Origin of the sequence: Knoellia sp. Soil729, assembly GCF_001427985.1 — a bacterium.
In the GTDB taxonomy this organism is placed as follows: Bacteria; Actinomycetota; Actinomycetes; order Actinomycetales; family Dermatophilaceae; genus Knoellia.
The window spans coordinates 121,193-146,458 of record NZ_LMSA01000003.1 but is presented as its reverse complement, the minus strand read 5'-3'; the positions used below and the strand labels follow the sequence as shown (position 1 = coordinate 146,458).

Below are 25,266 nucleotides of genomic sequence, written 5' to 3'. Positions count from 1 at the left end.
GACCTGAGCGCAATCCCAGAGATTTCTGTGCGAAACAGCCCTTGATAACGACTCGGCACAGAATTGCGGAAGAGCCGCAGGATTCCACCAACCCGTGGCATTGTTCGGGTGCTCGCACACCCGTTGCGAGCTCCTCGGCCGATCGCCGCAGGAGAAATAGTTTCAGGAGGAAACGTGGCTCAGCGTTCCGTCATGACCATGGGTGCATCGCTGCTGGTGGCCTCAATCGCCCTCGCCGGGTGTGGATCCCGCGGCGACAACTCGGGTGACACCAACAGTGGAGACACCGGCGGCAACGCCAAGGTCGCCAAGATCGGCGTCATCGCCCCTCTCTCGGGTGACCTGTCCGCCCTCGGCAAGGGCATCCAGCACTCCGTCGAGCTGGCCGTCAAGCAGGCCAACGACAACAAGACCATCCCGGGCTGGACCCTTGAGGTCGAGGCCGTGGACGACGAGGGCAAGGCCGACGTCGGCAAGAACGGTGCCACCAAGCTCGCGGGCGACGACAAGGTCGTCGGCGTCGTCGGCAACCTCAACTCGAGCGTCAGCCAGCAGACGCAGCCGGTCTTCTCCGCTGCCAACATCGTGCAGATCTCGCCGGCCAACACCGGTCCGTCGCTGACCCGCGGCGCCGACCCGAGCGCGCCCGCGCGTCCCTACAAGACGTACTTCCGCACCTGCACCACCGACATCGCACAGGGCGGGTTCGCGGCCCAGTTCCTCATCGACCAGGGCATCAAGACGGTTGCGACCATCCACGACAAGAAGACCTACGGCCAGGGCCTGGTCAAGTACTTCACCGACGCCTACAAGGCCGCCGGCGGGAAGGTGGTGGCTGCCGAGACGATCAACCCGGACGAGTCCAACTACGCCCCGGTCGTCTCCAAGGTCGCCCCGTCCAAGCCGGGCGCGGTCTACTACGGTGGCGAGTACCCTCAGGGTGGACCTCTCTCCAAGCAGATGAAGGCCGGTGGCCTCAACGTCCCGCTCATGGGCGGTGACGGCATCTTCGACCCCAAGTTCATCGAGCTCGCCGGTTCCACCTCGAACGGCGACCTCGCCACCTCCGTCGGTGAGCCGACCGAGAACAGCGAGGCCGGCAAGAAGTTCCTCGCCGACTACGAGACCGCCAAGTACTCCGAGCCGTCCGCGGCCTACGGCGGCTACTCCTACGACGCGGCGAACGCCATCATCGAGGCCCTCAAGGTCTCACTCAAGGACGCCAAGGACGCCAAGAGCGCCCGTCAGCCCACCGTCGACGCTGTCGGCAAGGTCTCCTTCGACGGTGTCACCGGCAAGGTCTCCTTCGACGAGTACGGCGACACGCTGGTCAAGGTCATCACCGGCTACAAGGTCGAGGGTGGCAAGTGGGTCAGCGTCAAGTCCGCGAACGTGAGCTGAACGGACTGACCTCGACACGCTGATGTCGTTCATTCGAGCAGGGGCGGGCTTGTGCCCGTCCCTGCTTGAATGTGCCAGCCCCCAATACAGGAAGGTGCCGGTTCTGCGATGACCGAGTTCCTGCAACAGATCGTGAACGGCTTGACCCTCGGGTCGCTGTACGCGCTGATCGCCGTCGGCTACACCGTCGTCTACGGCATCGTCCAGCTCATCAACTTCGCCCACGGCGAAGTCTTCATGATCGGGGCCTTCGGAGCCCTGGCCACGTGGAGCGTCCTCTTCAAGGGCCAGACCGGCCTGTGGGTGCTGCCGATCATGGTGATCGGCGCCGTGATCGTCTCGGTCGTCACCGCCGTCGTCATGGAGCGCATCGCCTACCGGCCGCTGCGCAACGCTCCCCGGCTCGCGCCCCTCATCACCGCCATCGGCATCTCGGTCTTCCTCCAGGAGGCCGTGCGCCTCTTCTACCCCGGCGCCAAGAGCAAGCTCAGCTTCCCCGAGATCGACGTCGTCACCGGCGCGGCCCTCAAGATCGGCGGCCTCAACATCCAGCGGGCGGCCGTCTTCACCGTCGGCTCGCTGCTGCTGTCGGCCGTCCTGCTCTGGTTCTTCGTCAACCGGACCCGGATGGGCCAGGGCATGCAGGCGGTGTCCGAGGATCCCGACACCGCGCAGCTCATGGGCATCAACGTCAACCGGATCATCGTCATCGCGTTCGCCCTCGGCGCGGCACTCGCCGCCGTCGGCGGTGTCGCGCAGGGCCTGCTCAACTCCAACATCGACTTCCGCATGGGCTTCCTCGCGGGGCTCAAGGCCTTCACTGCTGCCGTCCTCGGCGGCATCGGCAACATCCAGGGTGCCATCGTCGGCGGCCTGACCCTCGGCATCGCCGAGTCGATGGCCACCCAGTTCATCCCCGGCCAGTTCGGCGGGTCGGCATGGAAGGACGTGTGGGCGTTCGTGCTCCTCATTCTCGTGCTCGTCTTCAGACCACAAGGCCTCCTCGGCGCCCGGGTGGTGGACCGCGCATGAGCACCTCGACTGCTGACCTCGCGCACGACCACTCCCACGACGACGAGCTCGTCAAGGTCTCCCTGCTCGATCGCATGCCCGGTCGCGGCAGCTCCGCGGCCTGGCCGCTCGGGCTCGCCGGCGTCGCGCTCCTCGTGGCCGGCACGTTCCTCTCGTGGAGCTACACCGGCGACGTCCTCGGCGACCTCTCGATCAACTTCTACCCGGGCGGCGTCCAGATCTGCATGATCGCCCTGGGCCTGGTGGCGCTGTTGTTCCTGCTCGCCCACCGTGGCCCGCTGCACCGCCTCGGTGAGTGGCTCGACACTGCGGGCGCCGTGCGGGCTCTCGGGCTCGGCGCCGTCATCTACATGGTGATCGTCGTCGCCGTCATCTCGGTCCAGTCCGGCGGGCTGATCAACGTCAACCCCGGCGGCTGGATCTCGCTGCTCGGAGCGCTCGTCCTGGCCGCGTCGGGGCTCATGCTCGTCTCCCGCCAGCACCGCGACCCGCTCTTCGCCAAGACCTCGTCGTGGCTCGAGATCCTCACGATCATCGTGCTCATGGCCCTGCTCCTCTTCGGCGCGGCCTACGCCCTCGGCATCGGAGACGGTCCCAGCTTCTCGCTGTTCCTGATCTTCGTGGCCACGGTGGCGCTGGGCCTGACGAGGGCCGGAGTGTTCACGTGGGTCGGGCTCATCGCCCAGAAGAACCGGCCGGTGCTCATGCTCGGCGCCTTCACCGTTGCGTTCCTCTTCCCATTCACCCAGGGCGGGTCGGACGAGAACATGTCGATCGCGACCCAGGTGCTGATCTTCGCGGCGACCGCCCTCGGCCTCAACATCGTCGTCGGCCTGGCGGGCCTGCTCGACCTGGGCTACATCGCCTTCCTCGGCGCCGGCGCCTATGTCGGCGCGACGCTGTCGACGTCGGCGTTCGCCACGATCGGCTGGAAGCCGCCGTTCATCATCGTCGTCGTCGTCGGAGCCCTGTTCTCGGCCTGTCTCGGTCTCATCATCGGTTCGCCGACGCTGCGGGTCTCGGGTGACTACCTCGCCATCGTGACGTTGGCCTTCGGTGAGATCTTCCGGTTCACCATGGGCAACCTCGACGGCAACAACGGGCCCGACCTCACCAACGGCCCCAACGGCATACCGGCCATCCCCGACCTCGCGATCGGCTCGTTCGACTTCGGTCAACCGCACACCATCCTCGGAATCACCCTCGGCAGGTTCGCGAACTACTACTTCCTCCTGCTGGTCCTCGCGGCGTTCATCATCCTCGTGTTCAGCCGCCTCAACGACAGCCGCATCGGCCGTGGTTGGGTCGCCATCCGTGAGGACGAGAAGGCTGCGGAGGCCATGGGCGTCAACGTCTTCGGCCTCAAGCTGTTCGCCTTCGCCGGTGGTGCCTTCCTGGCCGGCATGGCGGGCACGGTCAAGGCTCACCACGACGTCTCGGTCACGCCCGACCAGTACATCTTCCTCGAGTCGGCCTTCCTCCTCGCAGCCATCGTCCTCGGCGGCATGGGCACCGTTGCCGGTGTCCTCGTCGGGGCGACGATCCTCAAGCTGCTTCCGGAGAAGCTGCGCTTCATCGCGGACTACCGCCTCATGATCTTCGGGCTCGTGCTCGTCCTGATGATGCGCTACCGCCCGGAGGGCATCATCGCGAGCCAGCGTCGCAAGCTCGAGTTCCACGAGGAAGACGAGGGTCTCGCAGAACGACTGGAAGAAGTCCACCTCGAGGAAGCGGAGGCCAAGGCATGACGGTCACGGAGACTCCCCCAGCACGCCAGCCCCACACCGTCGGCGCACCGATCCTCGAGGCGCGTGGTGTGACGATGCGCTTCGGCGGTCTCACGGCCGTCAAGGACGTCGACATGACGGTCAACGAGGGCGAGATCGTCGGCCTCATCGGCCCAAACGGGGCCGGCAAGACGACGTTCTTCAACTGCCTCACCGGTCTCTACAAGCCGACCGAGGGCCAAGTGACCCTGAGCGGTCAGGTGATCCCCCCGAAGCCTCGGGCTGTGGTCATCGCGGGCATGGCGCGCACGTTCCAGAACATCCGGCTCTTCGCCAACATGACGGCGCTGGAGAACGTCATGGTGGGGCGTTACTGCCGCACCAGCTCGCTGGCATTGACGTCGATCCTGCGCGGCCCGAAGTTCCGTCGCGAGGAGGAAGCCACTCGTGCACGTGCCCAGGAGCTGCTCGACTTCGTCGGGCTCGGTGACTCCGCCGAGAGCCTTGCGCGCAACATGCCCTACGGCGACCAGCGCCGGCTCGAGATCGCCCGCGCTCTCGCGACCGACCCCAAGCTCATCCTCCTGGACGAGCCGACGGCCGGCATGAACCCGCAGGAGACCAAGCAGGCAAGTGACCTGATCTTCCGCATCCGCGACAGCGGGCTCGCGGTCGTGGTCATCGAGCACGACATGCGGTTCATCTTCAACCTGTGCGACCGCGTGCTCTGCCTCGTGCGGGGCGAGGTGCTCGTGCAGGGCACTCCCGGTGAGGTCCAGTCCGACCCTCGCGTCATCGAGGCCTACATCGGTGGCGACGACGACGATGACGACGACGACGTTGTCGCTGGTGGTGCCACCGAGGTCCGGACGCCGCCCGCCGACACGGTGACGGACCCGACGGAGGAGAAGCAGTGAGCCCCATGCTCGAGGTCAAGGATCTCGTCGTCGCCTACGGCAAGATCAAGGCCGTCAAGGGCATCAGCTTCAGCGTCGACGAGGGTGAGGTCGTGACCCTCATCGGCACCAACGGTGCCGGCAAGACGACCACGCTGCGGACCATCTCGGGCCTGCTGCGAGCCGCGAGCGGGTCCATCCGCTTCCAGGGCAAGCGCATCGACGAGACCCCGGCTCACGAGATCGTGACGCTGGGGCTGGCGCACTCGCCCGAAGGCCGGCGGATCTTCCCGCGGCTGTCGGTGGAGCAGAACCTCCTGCTCGGCGCCTTCTCTCGACGCGACCACGAGGTCAAGAAGGACCTGCAGGCGGCCTACGACCTCTTCCCGATCCTCGGCGAACGCAGGGCGCAGGCAGCTGGGACCTTCTCCGGCGGGGAGCAGCAGATGCTGGCCATGGGCCGCGCGATGATGAGCCGGCCCAAGCTGCTCATGCTCGACGAGCCCTCGATGGGTCTGTCACCGCTCATGATGAAGACGGTCATGTCGACCGTGACCACGCTGCAGGAACAGGGCACGACGATCCTGCTGGTCGAGCAGAACGCCCAGGCGGCTCTGAAGCGGGCCACGAAGGGCTACGTGCTCGAGGTCGGTAGGATCGTGCTCTCGGGCACGGGGTCCGAGCTCCTCACCAGCGACGACGTGCGCAAGGCCTACCTCGGCGAGGACTGAGGCACCCGCGTCCCGCGCTGTCCGCGGGACCTGGCTGATGGTCCGTTGCCCCTCGGGCAGCGGACCATCAGCGTTCTCGGCGGGCGTCCAGCCTCACGCAGCGGCCCAGTAGTGGCCCTCGTGGGCGTGGTCGAGCCAGTCGCCGAACTGTTCGGCGAACCGCTCCTGCTCCTGCGTGAGCCCGAGGCCATAGCCGATGTCGGCGTCGCTTCCGGGCGCGGGTTCGTCGCACCGAGCCGGCTCGGACCAGCCCTCACCCAGGATCGGTGGTGCGGTCGAGTCGTGGCTGCGCCCGGTCGGGCTCTGGAGTCGTATGCCGTGTGCACCGGTGCCGTCGAGGCCGGTGGACTGCACCCGCACGTGCCACCCGTCGAGCTCCTTGATGAGGTTGTGTCGTTGGCACAGCCCTTGCCCGTTGCTGGCGTCCGTGGCGCCGCCCTCGGCGTGGGAGCGGGTGTGGTCGGACTGTGTCGCGGGGGCGTCACACCACGGCACGCGGCAGGTCGGGTCACGCAGCTCGAGGAAGCGCCGTAACCCACCCTCGAACCGGCGACGCACCGAGTCCAGGGCCACGAGGTTGCGCCCGGACGGGTCGGTGAACAGGCGCCGCAACCACACGAACGCCGCTGCGTCGCTGGCGCCGTCAGCGTCGCGGCCGCTGCCATTGTCAGCGGCGGCATCACTGGCGCGGTCCCCGGCGCGATCCAAAAGCGCGGCGATGTGGGCACGGGCCTCGGCACCGGGGATGACACCCCAGCCGGGGATGACCGCGACGTCATCGGCCGGCGCCTTGCCACCGAACGCGGCCGGAAGGAGCACCCGGTCGGTCATCCCCAGGTTCACTTCCACCGGTTGCGGTTGGTCCTTCGCCCTGCCGCTGAGCAGCTCCAAGGCCCGGTCCGCGAGCCACGCACCCTTGCTCCGGGTGTCGGCCCGCGCCGCCGCGGCGGCCGCCTCCCACTCCTTGGCGGGGAGGTCGGGGTCGAGGACGTGGCGGCGCTTCTCCTCCGCTGTGAGGGCGACGTGGGCTCCGATGATGTTCTTGACCGGGCCCAGGATCGACAACCACGCCATCCCATCCGCCGCCGGACGCACACTCATCCGCCGGCTTGCCACTGCTCGTCGGTTGCGCTCGGCAAGGCTTTCGGCGTCCAGTGCGGCACCGGCTCGCCGTGCCGCCCCGGCTAGCGCCTTGTCGCCCATCATCGCCAGCTTCGACGCCAGGCGCCGGTCCACCTCACCCCGGTGCTCCCGGCTCAGGCACGCGGTCTCCCGCACCAGGATCATCGCCCGACGCTCACTGATCTCCCCCCGCGTGAGCGCGCCCATCGTCTCCGGCATCTCCGACACCAGCGCCTTCGCCACCCCTACGTGCTGGTCGGCCACCGTCGGGGAGCACCGCCGCGCGAGAGCCACTTCCGCGCGCACGCTGCGCGAGTCCTCCCCCAAAGCCTTACGGTCCACCACCGCAGCCGCCGTCAACCGGGCCTGCGCAGCCGCAGCAGCACCCTTGAGTGCTNAGCACCCGCACGCCGTGCCGCCCCCGCCAACGCCTTGTCACCCATCATCGCCAGCTTCGACGCCAACCGTCGGTCCACCTCGCGCCGGTGCTCCACACTCAGGCACGCGGTCTCSCGCACCAGGATCATCGCCCGACGCTCACTGATCTCCCCMCGCGTGAGCGCGCCCATCGTCTGCGGCATCTCCGACACCAGCGTCTTCGCCACCCCCACGTGCTGGTCGGCCACCGTCGGGGAGCACCGCCGCGCCAGCGCGACCTCCGCGCGCACGCTGCGCGAGTCCTCCCCCAAAGCCTTACGGTCCACCACCGCAGCCGCCGTCAACCGGGCCTGCGCAGCCGCAGCAGCACCCTTGAGTGCCTCCAACGCCGCCACCGCCTCCAAACGCTGCCGCTCGCTCACACCCTCGGGTTCCACCGACGCCAACCACGACACCAAGGAGGCCACCTGCGCTGCAGGTACCCCGTCCCGGATCGCGATCTCGTCCATACCCTCAACCTATCGGCGACCACTGACAACGAGCCGTCGCAGCAAGCCGAACCCGTTGAGGCACAGGACATCTGCGGCCGAGGGGGCGTCACCGGACTCTGGGGATCGCGACGCACGGGAGGCCGCCTGCGCTGCAGGTACCCCATCCCGGATCGCGATCTCGTCCATACCCATCAACCTACCGACGACCACTGACAACGGGTCCCCGGCATGGCCCAGAACCGCTGCGACACAGGGCATCTGGGGCCGACGGGGCAGCGCAGCTCGCGGCCTCCCGCGAGCTGCGCTGTACCACGACCGTCAGGCTGTTTTGCGGGGAGTCGCCTTGGCCTTGGAGGCACCGAGCGCGGAGGACGTCGCCCTGCCCTTGCCTGCACCCTTTGCGGACGCCTTCGTGACAGACGAGGTCGTCCTGGCCGTGGCCGACGTGGCTGAGCTCGTCGCCGATCGGGCCGCAGCCGTGCGCTTGGCCGTCGCCTTCGAGGGCTTGGCTGACTTCGTCGCCGCGGTCGTCGTCGCCTTGGCCTTCACAGGCTTGGCGGCAGCGGAGGTCGTGGCGGCGGCTGACGTCTTCACGCCAGACTTCGGGCTCTTGCCCCTCGTCGGTGTGCGAGCCGTCTTGGCCAGGACCGGCGCGAGGAAGCGGCCCGTGTGGCTCTCGGGGTGGGTCGCGACCTCCTCGGGCGTGCCCGTCACCACGACGGACCCACCCTTGTTGCCGCCCTCGGGTCCGAGGTCGACGATGTAGTCCGCACTCTTGATGACGTCGAGGTTGTGCTCGATGACGATGACCGTGTTGCCCTTGTCGACGAGCCCCTGAAGCACACCGAGCAGCTTGCGGATGTCCTCGAAGTGCAGCCCGGTGGTGGGCTCGTCGAGGACGTAGACCGTCCGCCCGGTCGACCGCTTCTGGAGCTCGGTTGCCAGCTTGACGCGCTGCGCCTCACCACCTGAGAGCGTCGGCGCCGGCTGCCCGAGGCGGACGTAGCCGAGCCCCACCTCGGTGAGCGTGTTCATGTGACGGGCGATCGCCGGGACGGCGGCGAAGAACTCCGCAGCCTCCTCGATCGGCATGTCGAGCACGTCGGCGATGGTCTTGCCCTTGAAGTGCACCTCGAGCGTCTCGCGGTTGTAGCGGGCCCCGTGGCAGACCTCGCACGGGACGTAGACGTCCGGCAGGAAGTTCATCTCGATCTTGATGGTGCCGTCGCCCGAGCAGGCGTCACAGCGACCGCCCTTGACGTTGAACGAGAACCGCCCCGGCTGGTAGCCGCGGATCTTGGCCTCGGTCGTGGTGGCGAACAGCTTGCGGATCGCATCGAAGACCCCGGTGTAGGTCGCTGGGTTCGAGCGCGGAGTCCGGCCGATCGGGCCCTGGTCGACGTGGACGACCTTGTCGAGGTGCTCGAGTCCGGTGACCGACTTGTGCCGACCCGGGACGTGCCTGGCGCCGTTGAGCTTGTTGGCGAGCACGTGGTAGAGGATGTCGTTGACGAGGGTGGACTTGCCCGAGCCCGACACTCCGGTGACCGCGACGAGGTTGCCGAGCGGGAAGCTCGCCGTCACGTCGTGCAGGTTGTGCTCGCGCGCGCCGATGACCGTGAGCTCACGCCCACGCTCCTGGGGACGACGCACCTCGGGCAGCGGGATCTCGGCCCGCCCCGACAGGTACTTGCCGGTGATCGACGTCTCGTGGGTCAGCAGGTCCGCCACAGTGCCCGAGTGGACGACGTCTCCGCCGTGCTCGCCGGCGCCCGGTCCGATGTCGACGACCCAGTCGGCCATGGCGATGGTGTCCTCGTCGTGCTCGACGACGATGAGGGTGTTGCCGAGGTCGCGCAGCCGGGTCAGCGTCTCGATGAGCCGGTGGTTGTCGCGCTGGTGCAGCCCGATGCTCGGCTCGTCGAGGACGTAGAGGACGCCGACGAGGCCGGACCCGATCTGGGTGGCGAGGCGGATCCGCTGCGCCTCACCACCGGACAGGGTGCCTGCCGGCCGGTCGAGGCTGAGGTAGTCGAGGCCGACGTCGAGCAGGAACCCGAGCCGGGCGTTGATCTCCTTGATGACGCGCTCGGCGATCTGTGCCTCACGCACCGTGAAGTCGACCTGCTCGAGGAAGTCGGCGGAGTCCGAGATCGGCAGGGCGCAGACATCGGCGATGCTCTTGCCGCCGATGAGCACGGCGAGGGACTCGGGCTTGAGCCGGCTCCCGCGACAGGCCGGGCAGGGCACCTCGCGCATGTAGCCCTCATAGCGCTCACGGCTCCACTCGGAGTCGGTCTCGGCGTGGCGGCGCTTGACGAACGGGATCGCACCCTCGAAGCCGGTGGTGTAGGACCGCTCGCGTCCGAACCGGTTGCGGTACTTGACGTGGACCTTGTGGTTGCGACCGTGCAGCAGGGCCTGCCTGGCCCGCTCGGGAAGGGCTCGCCAAGGCACGTCGGTGCTGAACTTCAGCTCCTCGGCGAGAGCGCCCAGGACGCGCTGGAAGTACTCGGACGCCCCACTGCCCGAGGCCCAGGGAGCAATCGCGCCCTCGGCCAGCGACAGGTCGTCGTTGGGCACGACGAGCTCAGGGTCGACCTCGAGCTCGGTGCCGATGCCGGTGCAGACGGGGCAGGCACCGAACGGTGAGTTGAACGAGAAGGACCGCGGCTCGACCTCGTCGATGGCCAGCGGGTGGTTGTTGGGGCAGGCCATCTTCTCGGAGTAGCGCCGCTCGCGCGGCATGCCCTCGCCCGGCTCCGCGTCCTCGGGCACGTCGACGAACTCGATGAGCACGACGCCACCGGCGAGGCCGAGCGCCGTCTCGACCGAGTCCGTGAGGCGGCGCTTCGAGGAGGAGTCCCCACCCTTGGCGACGAGCCGGTCGACGACGACGTCGATCGTGTGCTTGACCTGCTTCTCGAGGACCGGGGGCTCGGTGAGCGACACGACGGCACCGTCCACCCGAGCACGCGCGAAGCCCTTGGACTGCAGCTCGGCGAACAGGTCGACGTACTCACCCTTGCGTGCGCGCACGACCGGAGCGAGCACCTGGAAGCGGGTCCCCTCGGGCAGCTGGAGGAGCTGGTCGACGATCTGCTGGGGGCTCTGCCGGGTGATGGGCTCGCCACACGTCGGGCAGTGCGGACGCCCCGCCCGTGCGAAGAGCAGGCGGAGGTAGTCGTAGACCTCGGTGATGGTGCCCACGGTCGAGCGCGGGTTGCGGTTCGTCGACTTCTGGTCGATCGAGACCGCCGGGGACAGGCCCTCGATGAAGTCGACGTCGGGCTTGTCCATCTGCCCGAGGAACTGCCGGGCGTAGGCAGACAGTGACTCGACGTAGCGACGCTGGCCCTCCGCGAAGATCGTGTCGAACGCCAGGGACGACTTGCCCGAGCCGGACAGGCCCGTGAAGACGACGAGGGAGTCGCGCGGCAGCTCGACCGAGACGTCCTTGAGGTTGTGCTCGCGCGCGCCACGCACGATGAGGTGGTCGTGGGTGGCGCTCCCGGAGCGGCGGGCGGGCGTTGGGGTCACAGCAGAAGTCACGTCCACCATGCTAGGTGCCACCACCGACAGCCCCCATTTCGTGAGGGTCCTGGGGCCTAGAGTGACGGATGTGAGCGTCCGGCCGCGCTTCCTCGTCCTCCTCCTGGCGTCCGCCCTGCTCGCGGCTGCCTGCACGACGCCCGTCCGCCCCGTCGCGCCCGCCGCCACGCTGGAGCTCGCCTGGCAGGAAGTCACCCTCCCTGGAGGCATCACCCCGGTCACCCTGGCCACCGACGGCTCCCGCCTCCTCGTCGGCGCCCACGGCCCGGGCCGACCCCACGCACGCCTGCTGTCGGTCGGCCCCTCCGGGACGCTCACCGACGTGCCACTCACCCCACGATCGCCCTACGCCTTCGAGGGCCTGTGGTTCCAGGTCGTCACCCGCGACGGCAGGGTCGACGCCATCGCCGGGGCCCGCGGTGGTGCCCACGGCAACTACCGATGGACCACCTGGAGCGGGACCGAGGACGGTGTCGCCGAGCAGGAGCAGCCCTTCGGGGTGTTCGGCAGCTATGGGGCGGGAGACCTCGCAGGCATGGCGTATGCCGGTGCGTCACCGGTCATTCTGGGCGCCTGGCAGAGCCAGCGCACCGGTCTCGACATCGCCGTGTGGACCCGCAGCGCCGAGCGCTGGACGCGCCACAGGTCGACGGACACTCCCTTGGGCAGCACGGCGCAGGAGGTCGTCAGCGCGACGTCCATCGCCTCACGGGGTCAAGGCGTCGTCCTGTCCGGCTCGGTCACCCACCTCGAGCCGGGCTCCGTGCGGGTCGAGCCCGCGATCTGGACCTCCCCGGGGCAGAACGGTCCCTGGACACGGACCGGACTGCCCTACGGGACGGCCACCAACGACACCGCCCCCGCCGAGGCACAGGGCGCCACCTGCGCAGGGCAGCGGTGCCTCGTCTCCGGAACGGCAGGAGGCAGGTTCAGCCTGTGGGTGGCTGACAAGGACACCGTCAGCCAGCCGGCCGGCATACCCGAGATCGTCCTGCCCGAGAACACAGCGGCACTGCCGCCCGTCCTCGTCGGCGAGGACGTCGTCGTGGTGGTCCCCTCAGGCGGGGGCAGCACCATCGTCAGGCGCAGCGGCTCGAGCTGGTCGGTCGGTGACGGACCACAGGGCACACCTGTCTCGGCGCTCCGGCACGGCGACGAGCTCTGGGTGGTCACCACGAGCGCCGACGGTTCCGGCTCGTTGGTCCGCTCGCGTCTCCACTGAGCCGCCGCGCCCGGCATACAGTGTCGTCATGGTCACTCCCATAGAGGACTACGCGGTCATCGGCGACACGGAGACGGCTGCACTGGTCAGCCGGGACGGGTCGATCGACTGGCTGTGTCTCCCCCGGTTCGACTCCCCCAGCTGCTTCGCCGCGCTGCTCGGCACGCCGGACAACGGCCGATGGCTGCTGCGCCCGAGCGGGAAGTCACGCACGACGAGGTCCTACCACGGCCACTCGTTCGTGCTCGAGACGATCCACGAGACCGACACCGGGACGGTCAAGGTCATCGACCTCCTGCCCCTCGGCGACGGGAGGGCAGACATCCTGCGCCGGGTCGAGGGTGTCTCGGGGACCGTGGAGATGGAGCACGAGTGGGTCGTGCGCTTCGGCTATGGCTCGATCGTGCCGTGGGTGTCGCACTCCACGGACGACAGCGACGAGGGCGAGCTCATCAGTGCCATCGCCGGTCCGGACCTGCTCGTCCTGCGAGGCACGCGGCTCCCCAAGCCCGAGGAGAGCCGCCACCGTGACGTGTTCGAGGTCAAGGAGGGTGAGCACTACGACTTCTCGATGACGTGGTTCCCCTCCTGGCAGAAGGTCCCCGACGCCCTCGACATCACCGGTCGCATCCAGTCGACCATCGAGACCTCCGAGGAGTGGGTCAGCGGGTGCACCTACGAGGGTCCGCACCGCGAGGCCGTCGTGCGCTCCCTGCTCGTGCTGCGCCTACTCACGGACACCAAGCGCGGTGGCATCGTCGCCGCGGCCACCACGAGCCTTCCCGAGGACCTCGGCGGGGAGCGCAACTGGGACTACCGCTACTGCTGGCTGCGCGACGCGTCCCTCACCCTGGAGTCCCTCATCCGTTCCGGCTTCGTCGGTGCGGCCGAGCCGTGGCGGGACTGGCTGGTGCGTGCCGTCGCCGGCGACCCGGAGGACCTGCAGATCATGTATGCCGTGGACGGCGGCCGCGACCTGCCCGAGCGAGAGCTGGACCACCTTCCCGGCTACGCCGACTCCCGGCCCGTCCGCATCGGCAACGGAGCGGTGGACCAGAGGCAGACGGACGTCCTCGGGGAGGTCATGATCGCCTTGCACGAGGCTCGCGAGGCCGGGCTGAAGGGCTCGAAGCAGGCATGGCGGGTGCAGGCGGCCCTCGTCAACAACCTCGCCAAGCACTGGGACGAGCCCGACCACGGCCTGTGGGAGATACGCGGGCCGATGCGTCACTTCACCCACTCGCGGGTCATGGTCTGGGCCGCCTTCGACCGGGCGATCAAGGCGGTCGAGCAGCATGGCGTCGACGGGCCCGTCGACCGGTGGCGCGAGCTGCGGCAGATGGTCCACGACGAGGTGTGCGCCAAGGGCTTTGACAGCGACAGGAACACGTTCACCCAGCACTACGAGACCGACGAGGTCGACGCCTCGCTCCTGCTCATCCCGCTCGTCGGCTTCCTCCCGCCCGACGACCCGCGCGTGCAGGGGACCATCGCGGCGATCGAGAAGGACCTGCTGCGCGACGGCTTCCTCATGCGCTACCGCACCCAGACGGGAGTGGACGGCCTCTCCGGCGACGAGCACCCGTTCCTCGCCTGCTCCTGGTGGCTCGTGAGTGCGTATGCCGTGACGGGCCAGCTCGACAAGGGGAACGAGCTCATGGAGCGCCTTGTGGGCCTGCTCAACGACGTCGGCCTCATCGCCGAGGAGTACGACCCCCACGCGAAGCGCCAGATGGGGAACTTCCCCCAGGCGTTCTCCCACCTCACGCTCATCGGCGCGGCCCACGCGCTGGCCGCTGCTGCCGAGGGTTCGACGAACCCCGGCCAGCAGGGTGAGTCCTCGGCGATAGCGTGACCGGATGACCGACCTCCTCACCGCCATCGACCACCACACGACCCGGCTCGTCGCCGACGCCCGGACGTGCGAGGACCTCGACGCTCCCAGCCTGTGCGAAGGGTGGACCCGGGACCACGTGCTCAACCACGTCGCGCGCAACGCTGAGGCGCTGTGCCGGCTGGTTGCCGCGGCCGTCGACGGCACCGGGGAGACCATGTATGCCACGCCCGAGCGTCGCAACGCCGAGATCGACGAGGGAGTCGGCCGAGCACCCGCCGAGGTCGTCGCCGACATCGCGGAGACCGCTGTGGCATTGGCGCCCGAGCTGGGTCGGCTCACCGCCGAGCACCGGGACATCGTCCTCGAGCGAACCCCCGGCGGGCCGACGTTCAAGGGCGGCATGCTCCCGTTCATGCGGCTGCGAGAGGTCGTCTACCACCACGTCGACCTGGACACCGGCTTCGACTTCGACGACCTCGAGGGCGACCTCCAGGTCCTCTTCATCGAGAACGAGCTCAAGCGCCAGCAGGGCGCGCCGACACCCCCGTCGATGACGATCCGCAGCGACGAGGGCGACGTCTGGTCGATCGGAGAGGGTGACTCCGACGTCACCGGCTCGCGCGCCGGCATCCTGCGCTGGTTGGCCCGCCAGGACCAGAGCGGTGTGCGGGGCGAGACCATCCCCGAGCTCACGGCGGGGCTGTGACGATGGGCGGCTACACCGGCGACGTCTCCCCCGGCGGCCCCACCCAGGTGCGCGAGCTGGAGCACCTCGTCATCCGCAAGGCTGCCGTGTCCGAGATGTCCAACAACACCTACCTCCTCACGTGCCGGGGCACCGGCGAGCAGCTCCTCATCGACGCCGCCGACGACTCCCCACGGCTGCGCGAGCTCGTGGCCGAGGGGACGGGAAGCCTCGAGCACCTCGTCACCACGCACCAGCACTGGGACCACGTGCGCGCCCTGCCCGACCTGGTCGAAGCGTTCCAGCCCCGGACCTACGCCGGGGCCGACGATGCCGACGCCCTGCCGACGCGCCCCGAGGTGCGCCTGGCCCAAGGCGACACCATCACCGTCGGCCGGTGCCGGCTCGACGTGCTCCACCTGCGCGGTCACACGCCGGGCTCCGTGGCGCTGGCCTATGCCGACCCGGCTGGCCACACCCACCTCTTCACCGGCGACTCGCTCTTCCCGGGTGGGGTTGGCAACACCAAGAACCCGGGCCAGAGCTTCGACGACCTCATCGAGGACGTCACCACCCGCGTCTTCGACGAGTTCGACGACGAGACGTGGGTCTACCCGGGCCACGGCGGCGACACGACCCTCGGCGCCGAGCGACCTCATCTCACGGAGTGGCGCGAGCGCGGCTGGTAGCAGCCCCGCTCAGCTGCTGCTCACGCGGGTGACCGTGGCTGTTCCGGCGTCGGGGTTGCTCGTCACTGTGACGGTTCCGGTGAGGAGCACGAGGTCTGCCTCGGGCACGACGACCACCGGAGTCGCGATGGCGTACAGCTCGTCGGCGACGATGGCGCCCAACGCGATGATCGGATCCGGGTGCGCGAGCACGATGGCACACGGCCCCTGCCCGGTGCGCAGGAGCTCGGCGATCACTGAGGACGAGCTGCTCGACCCGCGTCCGCTCACCATGGCGAGCACCCTGCCACTGAGTGAACGGCCCCGCAGTGGGTGGTGGGCGTCCACGACGACCCCGTCTGTTCCGACCCCTCCCCAGAACGAGATCGGGACCGCCGAGCGAAGGACCTCACCGGTCACCCGCCCGCGCGTCAGCGCCGTCGCGGCGAGCACGAGCTCACCCATCGAGGACGACCCTCCCCGCCACCGCCGAGGTCACGCACTCCCCCACCGTGCCGAGGACGACGTCGACACCGATGTTGCCCGGCGCGTAGTGCGCCCACTTGCCCGAGGTCGTCATGGCGACACGGACCGTCGGGGCCAGCACCGGGGTGACGTAGGTGCACGTGTCGACGACGAACCGGAACCCGCCGGCCTCGACAGTGGCGGCGAGCCCTGCCTCCCGCGCGAGGGCGAGGACGCCCCGGGACGTGGAGACCACCGCGTCGACGCCCGGGTGGACTGCCCCACCGGCTGACGCGAGGACCGCGGCCAGCCGCTGGATCTCGCCCAGCGACGCGTGTGGCGTGCCGAGGCTCACCGCCTCGAGGCGGGTGCCCTGCGCCGTGGTGAGCCGTCGCCGCACCACGTCCAGGTCGGCGTCGGTGACGACGGTCACCGGGGAGCCGGCACGACTGCACGAGGCCAGGTCCGGCGCCTCGGGCGTACGCCCCACGACATGGAACATCCCCACCGAGCCCGACGATGCCGCGGCGGCACCGAGCGCCTTGAGTGCGTCCTCCCCGGCGTTCTCACCCGCCCCGACGAGGACCGGGACACCGCCCGCGGCGACCTCACCGACGAGATGTCCGAGGACGCCCCACCACATCTCCTCGTGGAGCCGGGTCGGGGACACGGCCGACAGGTCGATGACCACGCTGCCCAGCCGTTCGGCGTCGAGGTGCAGTCCCGCCAGCGGTGCCCGGCCGGTGACGGCAGCACTGATGTCGAGGAAGTCGCCGTAGCGGTCCGTGCGCGCCCCGAGCACCGAGTTCGCGAAGACGATGGCGTTCGACTCGGCCCAGGCCACGTGCTCGCCCAGTCCCGGCCGCGCGCCCACCTGGTAGGGCGCACACGTCCACGTGGCACGGGCCCCGAGGGCGGCATACACGTCCATGAGCTCGCGGCCCCCGGTGAGGACACCCGGGTGCGACGCGTCCTCGTGCACGGTGCCGGGATGCAGGAGGTCGAGCGAGCCGACGTTGAGCGTCGTCGGAACCCGCACCGCCGCGCCGAGGTCGAGCAGCCGTCGGGCAAAGTCGAGCCCGGCGCGGCCGTGGTAGAGGCAGGAGTCGACGTGCGCGCCGGAGACCTCGACGAGACGGTCGGCGCCCCTCACTCGGGCGAGGGCCGTGACGACGCGCATCGCCATGGCCACGCCTTGGCCGGCACCCCCCGTGAGCAGGTCCTGTTCCTCGTCGGTGAGGACGAGCGGCGGCATCAGTGCTCTGTCCGTCCGGCCCAGACCGAACGGACATGACCGATGTGCCTGGCGACGACGGCGCGCATCCGGTCGCCGTCACCCGTGAGTGCCGCATCGACCATGTCCTGGTGCTCGTCGCACAGCGTCAGCATGAGGCCGGTGCCCGCGAGCTCCTCGAGCCCGTAGAGGCGCGAGCGCGAGCGGAGGTAGCGGACGACCTGGACGACGTGGTCGTTGCCGTGCAGCCCGAGGAAGCGCAGGTGGAACTCCGTGTCGGCCTCGATGTAGCGGACGAGGTCGCCCTCGGCCGCCGCCACGCGGATGGTCTCCGCCAACGGTCGTAGGGTCTCGACCTCGGGAGCGAGCCGGCTGTCGCACGCCTCGGCGACAAGCCCCATGACCGGAACCTCGATGAGGAGGCGCAGCTCGGCCATCGAGTCGAGCTCGGCGTCGGACAGCTCGGTCACGCGGAACCCCTTGTTGCGCACCACCTCGACCATGCCCTCGGAGACGAGGTCGAGCATCGCCTCACGCACCGGGGTCGCGGACACGCCGAACTGCGCGGCGAGCTTCGGCGCGGAGTAGACGACACCGGGACGCATCCGTCCCGACACGAGCTGGGCCCGCAGCGCGTCCCCCACCTGGGCACGCAGGCTGGACTGGTCCTCATAGCTCGGCAGGTCGAGGTGGGCGAGGTCGGATGAGGACCGGCCAGGTCCAGGTGCCGCCGCCATGGGGTCGTCCTCTCGTTCCGGCATGCTCAGCGAAGCACGAAGCCGGGGGTCATCGGGTCACGGACGTCGACGGTGAACTCGCTCGCACCGGTGCGGTATGCCGTCCCCGTCACCTCCGCCATGACGGCGGCCCGCCCCTTGTCGACACCATGATCGACCACACGGGCCAGAAAGACCGAACCCACGACGGACTCGTGTCGCAGCACCTGCCCGTCGGCGAGCTTCCCGGAGGCGGCCAGGAGCGCGACCCGGGCCGCCGTCCCCGACCCGCACGGCGACCGGTCCACCTCACCGTCGGCGAAGACGGTGCAGTTGCGCTGGTGGAGTGGGTCGCCCGAGTCGCCCGGCCCGGTGAAGATCGTGCCGTAGACACCGGAGAGTCGTTCGTCATCCGGGTGCTGGGCAGCCCCGGCGGCGTTGAGCGCGTCACGGATCTCGCGACCGACGGCGATGAGGCCGGTGACGTCCTGTGGACGGACCTCGAGCCCGACGTCGGAAGCCGCCAGGACGGCATACATCGCACCGCCGAAGGCGATGTCGACGGTGACCGGCCCGCGTGAGGTGACGACGTCCACACCGCGGGCATGCACCCATGACGGCACGCTGACGAAGGTGACGTCTGCCACCTCACCGGCCTGGAAGCGCACCCGGGCGCGCACTCGCCCGGACGGGACGTCGATGACGACGTCGGTCTCGCCGTCCTCGAGCCGTTCGACGAGACCTGTGTCGACCGCCCAGACACCGAGCGCGATCGTCCCGTGTCCGCACGCGGTGGAGAACCCGTCCTTGTGCCAGAAGAGCACCCCGAGGTCGGCGCCGTCGTCGTCCGGAGGGGTGATGAACCCGCCGTACATGTCGGCATGGCCGCGGGGCTCGCTGCACAGGATCGCCCGGATCCGCTGGCTCTGCGCGTCGTCGATGGCGAACGCCCTGCGGTCGGCGACCGTGTCTCCCGTCAGCGGCGGCAGCCCGTCCGCGACGATGCGGAAGGGCTCGCCACCGGTGTGGTAGTCGACCGTGCGGTAGGTCTCGATGTCGGCGGTGCTCATTTGCCGAGGTAGGCCTCGACGACCTGCGGGTCACGGGCCAGCTCGGCTGCAGTGCCGGTCAGGGTGACCCGTCCGGAGTCGAGGACGTAGCCGCGGTGGGCGACCTTGAGGGCCGCGCGTGCGTTCTGCTCGATGAGCAGCACGGAGGCGCCGGCGCTGTTGATCGCGGCGATGGTCTCCATGACCTGGGCCACGACGAGCGGAGCCAGGCCCATCGTCGGCTCGTCGAGCATGATGAGGCGGGGCCCGGCGATCATCGCCCGCCCGATCGCGAGCATCTGCTGCTCGCCACCGGAGAGGGTGCCACCCTGCTGCGCTCGTCGGTCGGCCAGGCGCGGCAGGAGGTCGTAGACCTCACGCACCCGGGACTCGATGAGGGAGTTGTCCTTGATCGTGTAGCCACCGAGGAGGAGGTTCTCGTGGACGGTGAGTCGCGAGAAGATCCGGCGCCCCTCGGGCACGTGGATGAGCCCTTGCTCGACGATGGACCACGGCGTCGCCCGGGTGATGTCGCGCCCGAAGGCCGTCACCGTCCCCTGCTGCGGACGCACGAGGCCTGAGATCGTCGACACCGTCGTCGACTTGCCCGCGCCGTTGTTGCCCAGGAGCGAGACGACCTCGCCCTCACCGACGGTGAGGCTCACCCCGGTGAGCGCCTGGACCTTGCCGTAGGCGACGTCGACGGCGTCCACCTCGAGGACGTTGGTCATCGTCCCTCCTCCTGTGCGCTGGAGCGTGCCCGGTTCTCGTGGGCGCGCAGCTCTTCGGCCTGCTCCGCCGCGATCTGCTCGGCCTCGCTGCGGGCTTCCGCGTCCTCGGCGCCGAGATAGGCCTCGATGACGGCGGGGTCGGTGCGGATCTGCGCCGGTGTGCCCTCGGCGATGGCCTTGCCGTAGCTGATGACGACGATCCGCTGGGACACCTCCATGACGAGGCCCATGTCGTGCTCGATGAGGACGACGGCGGTCCCGAGGTCGCTGATCCGGCGCAGAAGCGCGAGCAGCTCCTCCTTCTCGCCGTGGTTGAGGCCGGCGGCCGGCTCGTCGAGGAGCAGCATCTGCGGCTCGCGGGCGAGCGCCCGCGCGATCTCCACCCGGCGCTGCTCGCCGTAGGGCAGGTTGCGCACCTGCGTCGTCCGGTCGGACCGGACGCCGACGAAGTCGAGCCAGCGGTGCGACTCGTCGGTCGCGACCTGCTCCGAGCGGCGGTAGCGCGGCGTGCGGAGGATGGCGTCGAAGGCGTTCTGTCGCAACCGGACGTGCATCCCGGCGCGCACGTTGTCGAGGACGGTGAGGTCCCCGAAGAGCCGGAGGTTCTGGAACGTCCGGGCGATCCCGGCGGCGGCGATGTTCGCGGGCCGACCGCCGGTGATGTCTGCACCCCGGAACGAGACCGAGCCGGATGTCGGCTTGTAGAAGCCGGTGATGCAGTTGAACGCGCTCGTCTTGCCGGCACCGTTGGGCCCGATGACGGAGAGCACCTCGCCCTCGTGCACGTCGAAGCTCAGCCCGTCGACGGCACGCACGCCTCCGAAGGCGACGGCGAGGTCACGGCACTCGAGGACGGCGTTCACGCGGTCACCTCCGGTTGGGGGTCGGGCTCGCGGCGGGCGGCGCTCGCCGGTTCGGACGGTGTGTGCGGCCAGATGCCTTGAGGGCGGAAGATCATGACCACGATGAGCAGGACACCGAAGACGAGGTAGCGCCAGTTCTCGGCACCACGCAGCAGCTCGGGCAGCAGCGAGATGACGAGGGCGCCGACGACGACTCCTGGCGTCGAGCCCATCCCGCCGAGGACGACCGCCATGAGAATGAGCGCGGACCAGAGGAAGTTGAAGCTCGGTGGTGAGATCGCGGTCTGGTGGACGGCGAAGAGAACTCCTGCCAGCCCACCGAAGATCGCACCCGTGACGTATGCCGCGAACTTCACCTTGTACGTGTGGATACCCATGGCCTCGGCTGCGTCCTCGTCCTCGCGGACGAAGCGCCAGGCGCGGCCGAGCCGGCCGCGGCCGAGGCGTGAGGAGGCGATGACGGCCAGCGAGACGACGACTGCGGTGAACCAGTAGATCGTCACGTCGCTGCGGTAGCCGAAGTCACCGAAGTCCGGGATCCCGAAGAGCCCGTTGGGTCCGCCGGTGATGTCGAGGTTGTTGGCGGTGATCCGGATGATCTCACCGAAGCCGAGGGTGACGATGGCGAGGTAGTCGCTGCGGAGCCGCAGCGTCGGGGCGCCGATGACGAGGCCACCGACGACCGCCATGACCACGACCGCGGGAATCGTGGCGATGATCGGCCAGCCGAACGTCGTCGAGAGCAGGCCCGCGGTGTAGGCACCGATGGCGAAGAACGCGGCATACCCGAGGTCGAGCAGCCCGCAGTAGCCGACGACGACGTTGAGACCGACGGCGAGCATGACGAAGATCAACGCATCCGTCGCGATCCGCAGCGTGTAGGCACCCGAGTCGATGAAGGGCAACGCGATCGCGAGCACGACGATGGCCACGGCGAACCAGGGGCTCGACACCACGCGGGAGGCGGAGGTGGGGCCGTGCCCCTTCGCCGCGGGCGTCAGGCCCGTGCCGGCCGGAGCGACGTTGGCCGGCTGCTTCGTCTCCACGGCTCGGACGTAGGCGCTGCTCTCCTCCGGGGGCAGCTGGGTTCCCGCGGGGTCACGCGGCAGGGAGGGATCGGTCATCACACACGCTCCGTGACACGCTCGCCGAGGAGACCTGTGGGCCTGACGGTGAGGAAGAGGATGAGGAAGGCGAAGGCGAAGACGTCGCGCCACTGGCTGCCCAGCCACGCCGTCCCGAAGGACTCGAGCAGGCCGAGGACGATGGCGCCGAGCACCGCTCCCCGGATGTTGCCGATGCCGCCGATGACGGCCGCGGTGAACGCCTTGAGGCCGATGATGAAGCCCATGAGGAAGTCGATCTTCCCGTAGTACGCACCCGCCATGACCCCGGCGGCGCCGGCGAGGGCCGAGCCGATGAAGAACGTTCGGGAGATGACCTGGTCGACGTTGACGCCCATGAGCAGGCAGGCGCGGGGGTCCTGGGAGATCGCCCGCATGGCGCGCCCCGACCGGGTCCGGCGCACGAGGGTGTCGAGACCGAACATCAGGATGACGGCGATGGCCATCATCACGAGCTGGGCATACGTGATCCGTGCACCGAGGAGGTGGACGGCGCCGCCGCCCACGGTGACCGGGTAGGCGCGTGGGTTGGGGCCGTAGCCGACCGCGACGCCGTACTCGAGCGCGAAGCTGGCGCCGACGGCGGTGATGAGGACCGACAGTCGCGGGGCGCTGCGCAGCGGGCGGTAGGCCACGCGCTCGAGGACGAGGCCGACGAGCCCGGTCGCGACCATGGCCAAGGCCATGACGACCACGAGGGCGATGATGCCGCCGCCGCCGGCGAGGGCGCCAGATCCCACGGTGAGGAGGGTGAACCCGACGAAGCCCCCGAGCATGTAGATGTCGCCATGGGCGAAGTTGAGCAGCTTGATGATGCCGTAGACCATCGAGTAGCCGAGGGCGACAAGTGCATAGAACGTTCCGACGAACAGCCCGTTGAGGATGAGCTGCAGCACGTAGTCCATCTCGCTCCTTCCGTCGAGGGTGGGTCAGGGGGCGGGGCGGCGGCGCCTCGTCACGAGGACGCGGCGCCGCCGTCCCTGCGCTCGGGACCGAGCGCGGAGGAGAACAGCCTCAGGAGTTGAGCGCGAAATCGTCGCCCTTGACGACGAGGATGTCGAAGCCACCCTCGCTCAGCGTGTGCTCGGGCGTGAACTTCAGCTTGCCGGAGAAGATCTGGAAGCCGTCGATGCCCTCGAGCGCGGTGATGAGGTCCTCACCCTTGGTCGAGCCCTTGGCCTCCTTGACCGCCTCGGCGGCGATGCGGACGGCGTCATAGGCCTGCGGCGAGTACGGACCGGGGTCGCTGCCGAAGGCCTTCTTGTACTTCGCGATCCACGCGTCGCCACCGGGGATCGTTGCCGGCGTCTGCGTCATCGTGGCGTACGTGCCCTGGGCGTTGGCCTGACCAGCGATCTCGACCAGCTTCTTGTCGACGGCTCCGTCGGCGACCATGATGTCGCCCTTGTAGCCGGCGCTGCGGAGCTGCTTGATGAGCAGGCCGCCCTCCTGGTAGTAGCCGGTCCAGTAGACGAAGTCGGCCTTCGCGCGCATCACCGCGGTGACCGCGCCCGAGTAGTCGGACTCGCCGGCCGTGACCGACTGCTTGTTGGCGACCGCGACGCCGGCGTTCTTGAGGTTGTCGGCGGTGCGGGTGGTGATGTCCTTGGAGTAGGACGTGTTGTCGTCGAGGAGCGCGACGGCCTTCGAGCCCTTGCTCTTGATGAAGTCGCTCGCCGCCTGGGACTGCTGGATCCCGGTGCCGTTGACGAGGAAGACGTTCTTGAGCTTCGACTTCAGGAGGTCGGCGGAGTTCGCCGCCGGGATGAGCATGGGGATGTCGGCCTTGCCGAAGATGCTCAGTGTCGGCAGGGTGGCCGAGGAGCAGTAGCCCCCGACGGAGACGTTGATCCCGGCGGTGACGAGCTTGGCGGCACCTGCCGCGGCCGTCTTCGGGTCACAGGCCTCGTCCTCGACGGTCAGCGCCAGCTTGCGCCCGTCGACACCACCCGCGGCGTTGATCTCGTCGACCGCGAGCTGGGCGCCGTTCTTCATGTAGGGCCCGATCGCGGCCGAGCTGCCGCTCAGCGGCGTGAGCATGCCGAGCTTGATGTCGCCCTTGGCGTCCTCGCCGGAGTCGTTCGAGGACGAGCCCTCCTTGAGGCCGCCGCCGCAGGCACCGAGGGCCAGGGCGAGAGAGAGTGCGGCGGCGCCGACGGCCGCACGGCGGTGTGGTGTGCTCATGGTGTACGTCCCGCTTCCTGGCCGGTGACCGGCCGTCGTGTCGGCCCGGACTGCTGTCCGGACCGGTCGTGCCGCCGCGCCGTGTCATCCACGGAAGTCCCACGACGCTGTGTGACAGTTCCCAACCTGGGTTGAGGGCTTGGGCCGGTTGCGTCAGACGACGAACCCGGCGGGGTAGGGATCGGTGGGGTCGAGGAGGTACTGCGCCGTGCCCGTGATCCAGGCCCGGCCGGTCACCTCCGGAAGGATGCCCGGGAGGTCGCCGACCGTGGTGTCGCCGAGGATACGGCCGACGAAGCGGGATCCGATGAAGGACTCGTTGACGAAGTCCTCGCCGGCTGCGAGCAGCCCTCGCGCGTGGAGCTGGGCCATCCGGGCGCTCGTGCCGGTCCCGCACGGGGACCGGTCGAACCAGCCGGGGTGGATGGCCATCGCGTGCCTCGAGTGCTGCGCCGTCGAGCCCGGCGCCTCGAGGTAGACGTGGTGGCACACGTTGATCGCCGGGTTCTCGGGGTGAGCCACCGGGTTCTGCTCGTTGATGGCGTCCATGACGGCGAGGCCGGCATCGAGCATCCGCTGGCCCTGCGCCCGCTCGAACGGGATCCCGAGGTCGTCGAGGGAGACGAAGGCGTAGAAGTTCCCGCCGTAGGCGATGTCGTAGCGCACCTCACCGAAGCCGGGTACGTCGACGACCTGATCGAGTGCGTGAGAGTAGGACGGGACGTTCTCGAGGCTGACCGACTCGGCGTGCCCGTCGCGCACCGCGACCCGGGCGGTGACGAGCCCGGCGGGGGTGTCGAGCCGGATCACCGTCTCCGGCTCGGTCACCTCCACCATGCCGGTCTCGACGAGCACCGTCGCGACGCCCATGGTGCCGTGGCCACACATCGGCAGGCAGCCCGAGACCTCGATGTAGAGGACACCGACGTCGGCGTCGGGTCGGGTCGGCGGCTGGAGGATCGCCCCGCTCATCGCGGAGTGGCCGCGCGGCTCGCGCATGAGCAGGGTCCGGACGTGGTCCCGCTCGGCGACGAACCGCTCCCGGCGCTCGAACATCGTCGCGCCCGGCAGGACCCCGACCCCTCCGGTGATCACCCGGGTGGGCATCCCCTCGGTGTGGGAGTCGACAGCGTGGTAGACGACGCTCGAACGCATCGG

General features: G+C 69.4%; 20 protein-coding genes and 2 pseudogenes. 9 read left to right on the top strand and 13 right to left on the bottom strand.

The features are described from left to right. Nucleotides 1-192 precede the first annotated feature (192 nt). From ASG74_RS12405 to ASG74_RS12385, 5 genes are all read left to right on the top strand, one after another. Entirely contained in the window at nt 193-1,401 is a 1,209-nt protein-coding gene (locus tag ASG74_RS12405; protein ID WP_056144723.1) for a branched-chain amino acid ABC transporter substrate-binding protein, read from the top strand. 108 nt (nt 1,402-1,509) lie between these two features. Beyond that, a complete protein-coding gene (locus tag ASG74_RS12400) occupies nt 1,510-2,433 on the top strand; it encodes a branched-chain amino acid ABC transporter permease (RefSeq protein WP_056143917.1) in 924 nt (307 codons plus the stop codon). After that, nucleotides 2,430-4,181, top strand: a complete 1,752-nt coding sequence (locus tag ASG74_RS12395; RefSeq protein ID WP_056143916.1) for a branched-chain amino acid ABC transporter permease — start codon at nt 2,430-2,432, stop codon at nt 4,179-4,181. Before ASG74_RS12400 ends, ASG74_RS12395 begins: the two co-directional genes overlap by 4 nt. Next, complete coding sequence (locus tag ASG74_RS12390; RefSeq protein WP_056143912.1) at nt 4,178-5,077, top strand: ABC transporter ATP-binding protein; 900 nt, start codon at nt 4,178-4,180, stop codon at nt 5,075-5,077. The genes ASG74_RS12395 and ASG74_RS12390 overlap by 4 nt, the downstream gene beginning before the upstream one ends. A gap of 5 nt (nt 5,078-5,082) precedes the next feature. Beyond that, a complete protein-coding gene (locus ASG74_RS12385; protein ID WP_268766035.1) occupies nt 5,083-5,787 on the top strand; it encodes an ABC transporter ATP-binding protein in 705 nt (234 codons plus the stop codon). Between the two features lie 93 nt (nt 5,788-5,880). On the opposite strand, the pseudogene ASG74_RS12380 reads toward ASG74_RS12385, so the two are convergent. From ASG74_RS12380 to uvrA, 3 genes and pseudogenes are all read right to left on the bottom strand, one after another. Beyond that, nucleotides 5,881-7,306 (bottom strand): annotated as a pseudogene (locus ASG74_RS12380) (DUF222 domain-containing protein); the annotation flags it as partial. A 1-nt stretch (nt 7,307) separates the two neighbouring features. After that, nucleotides 7,308-7,796: pseudogene (locus ASG74_RS17835) on the bottom strand (DUF222 domain-containing protein); the annotation flags it as partial. 300 nt (nt 7,797-8,096) lie between these two features. Continuing rightward, nucleotides 8,097-11,339 (bottom strand): excinuclease ABC subunit UvrA, encoded by a 3,243-nt coding sequence (gene uvrA, locus ASG74_RS12370; protein ID WP_056143899.1) that lies wholly within the window; start codon nt 11,337-11,339, stop codon nt 8,097-8,099. A 61-nt stretch (nt 11,340-11,400) separates the two neighbouring features. On the opposite strand from uvrA, the gene ASG74_RS12365 reads away from it, so the two are divergent. From ASG74_RS12365 to ASG74_RS12350, 4 genes are read left to right on the top strand one after another with little or no spacing between them, the layout of a single operon-like run. Then, nucleotides 11,401-12,552, top strand: coding sequence for a hypothetical protein (locus ASG74_RS12365; protein WP_056143896.1), 1,152 nt, complete (start codon nt 11,401-11,403; stop codon nt 12,550-12,552). Between the two features lie 28 nt (nt 12,553-12,580). After that, nucleotides 12,581-14,407 carry a glycoside hydrolase family 15 protein gene (locus ASG74_RS12360; RefSeq protein ID WP_056143893.1) on the top strand — a complete coding sequence of 609 codons (1,827 nt, stop codon included), beginning with the start codon at nt 12,581-12,583 and terminating at the stop codon, nt 14,405-14,407. Nucleotides 14,408-14,411: 4 nt separating this feature from the next. Next, complete coding sequence (locus ASG74_RS12355; protein ID WP_056143890.1) at nt 14,412-15,095, top strand: maleylpyruvate isomerase family mycothiol-dependent enzyme; 684 nt, start codon at nt 14,412-14,414, stop codon at nt 15,093-15,095. Between the two features lie 2 nt (nt 15,096-15,097). Beyond that, on the top strand, nt 15,098-15,763 hold the full coding sequence (locus ASG74_RS12350) for an MBL fold metallo-hydrolase (RefSeq protein WP_056143888.1): 666 nt from the start codon (nt 15,098-15,100) through the stop codon (nt 15,761-15,763). 9 nt (nt 15,764-15,772) lie between these two features. Here the strand turns inward: ASG74_RS12350 and ASG74_RS12345 are convergent, their stop codons facing one another. The 10 genes from ASG74_RS12345 to ASG74_RS12300 all read right to left on the bottom strand — a co-directional run bounded on the left by ASG74_RS12345 (nt 15,773) and on the right by ASG74_RS12300 (nt 25,263). Then, the gene (locus ASG74_RS12345) at nt 15,773-16,207 is read right to left on the bottom strand and encodes an aconitase X swivel domain-containing protein (RefSeq protein ID WP_056143885.1); all 435 of its coding nucleotides are present in this window, start codon (nt 16,205-16,207) and stop codon (nt 15,773-15,775) included. Then, complete coding sequence (locus ASG74_RS12340; RefSeq protein WP_056143883.1) at nt 16,200-17,462, bottom strand: aconitase X; 1,263 nt, start codon at nt 17,460-17,462, stop codon at nt 16,200-16,202. The genes ASG74_RS12345 and ASG74_RS12340 overlap by 8 nt, the downstream gene beginning before the upstream one ends. Beyond that, the gene (locus ASG74_RS12335) at nt 17,462-18,178 is read right to left on the bottom strand and encodes a GntR family transcriptional regulator (RefSeq protein WP_056143878.1); all 717 of its coding nucleotides are present in this window, start codon (nt 18,176-18,178) and stop codon (nt 17,462-17,464) included. The genes ASG74_RS12340 and ASG74_RS12335 overlap by 1 nt, the downstream gene beginning before the upstream one ends. 26 nt (nt 18,179-18,204) lie before the next feature. After that, complete coding sequence (locus ASG74_RS12330; RefSeq protein ID WP_056143875.1) at nt 18,205-19,227, bottom strand: proline racemase family protein; 1,023 nt, start codon at nt 19,225-19,227, stop codon at nt 18,205-18,207. Beyond that, the gene (locus ASG74_RS12325; protein ID WP_056143871.1) at nt 19,224-19,937 is read right to left on the bottom strand and encodes an ABC transporter ATP-binding protein; all 714 of its coding nucleotides are present in this window, start codon (nt 19,935-19,937) and stop codon (nt 19,224-19,226) included. Before ASG74_RS12325 ends, ASG74_RS12330 begins: the two co-directional genes overlap by 4 nt. Continuing rightward, the gene (locus ASG74_RS12320; RefSeq protein WP_056143869.1) at nt 19,934-20,800 is read right to left on the bottom strand and encodes an ABC transporter ATP-binding protein; all 867 of its coding nucleotides are present in this window, start codon (nt 20,798-20,800) and stop codon (nt 19,934-19,936) included. The genes ASG74_RS12325 and ASG74_RS12320 overlap by 4 nt, the downstream gene beginning before the upstream one ends. Continuing rightward, nucleotides 20,797-21,924, bottom strand: a complete 1,128-nt coding sequence (locus ASG74_RS12315) for a branched-chain amino acid ABC transporter permease (protein WP_056143866.1) — start codon at nt 21,922-21,924, stop codon at nt 20,797-20,799. The genes ASG74_RS12320 and ASG74_RS12315 overlap by 4 nt, the downstream gene beginning before the upstream one ends. Beyond that, entirely contained in the window at nt 21,924-22,829 is a 906-nt protein-coding gene (locus ASG74_RS12310) for a branched-chain amino acid ABC transporter permease (RefSeq protein ID WP_200942605.1), read from the bottom strand. Before ASG74_RS12310 ends, ASG74_RS12315 begins: the two co-directional genes overlap by 1 nt. Nucleotides 22,830-22,938: 109 nt before the next feature. After that, a complete protein-coding gene (locus ASG74_RS12305) occupies nt 22,939-24,108 on the bottom strand; it encodes a branched-chain amino acid ABC transporter substrate-binding protein (RefSeq protein WP_056143862.1) in 1,170 nt (389 codons plus the stop codon). A gap of 153 nt (nt 24,109-24,261) precedes the next feature. Then, nucleotides 24,262-25,263, bottom strand: a complete 1,002-nt coding sequence (locus ASG74_RS12300) for a proline racemase family protein (RefSeq protein WP_056143859.1) — start codon at nt 25,261-25,263, stop codon at nt 24,262-24,264. Between the last annotated feature and the right edge of the window lie 3 nt (nt 25,264-25,266).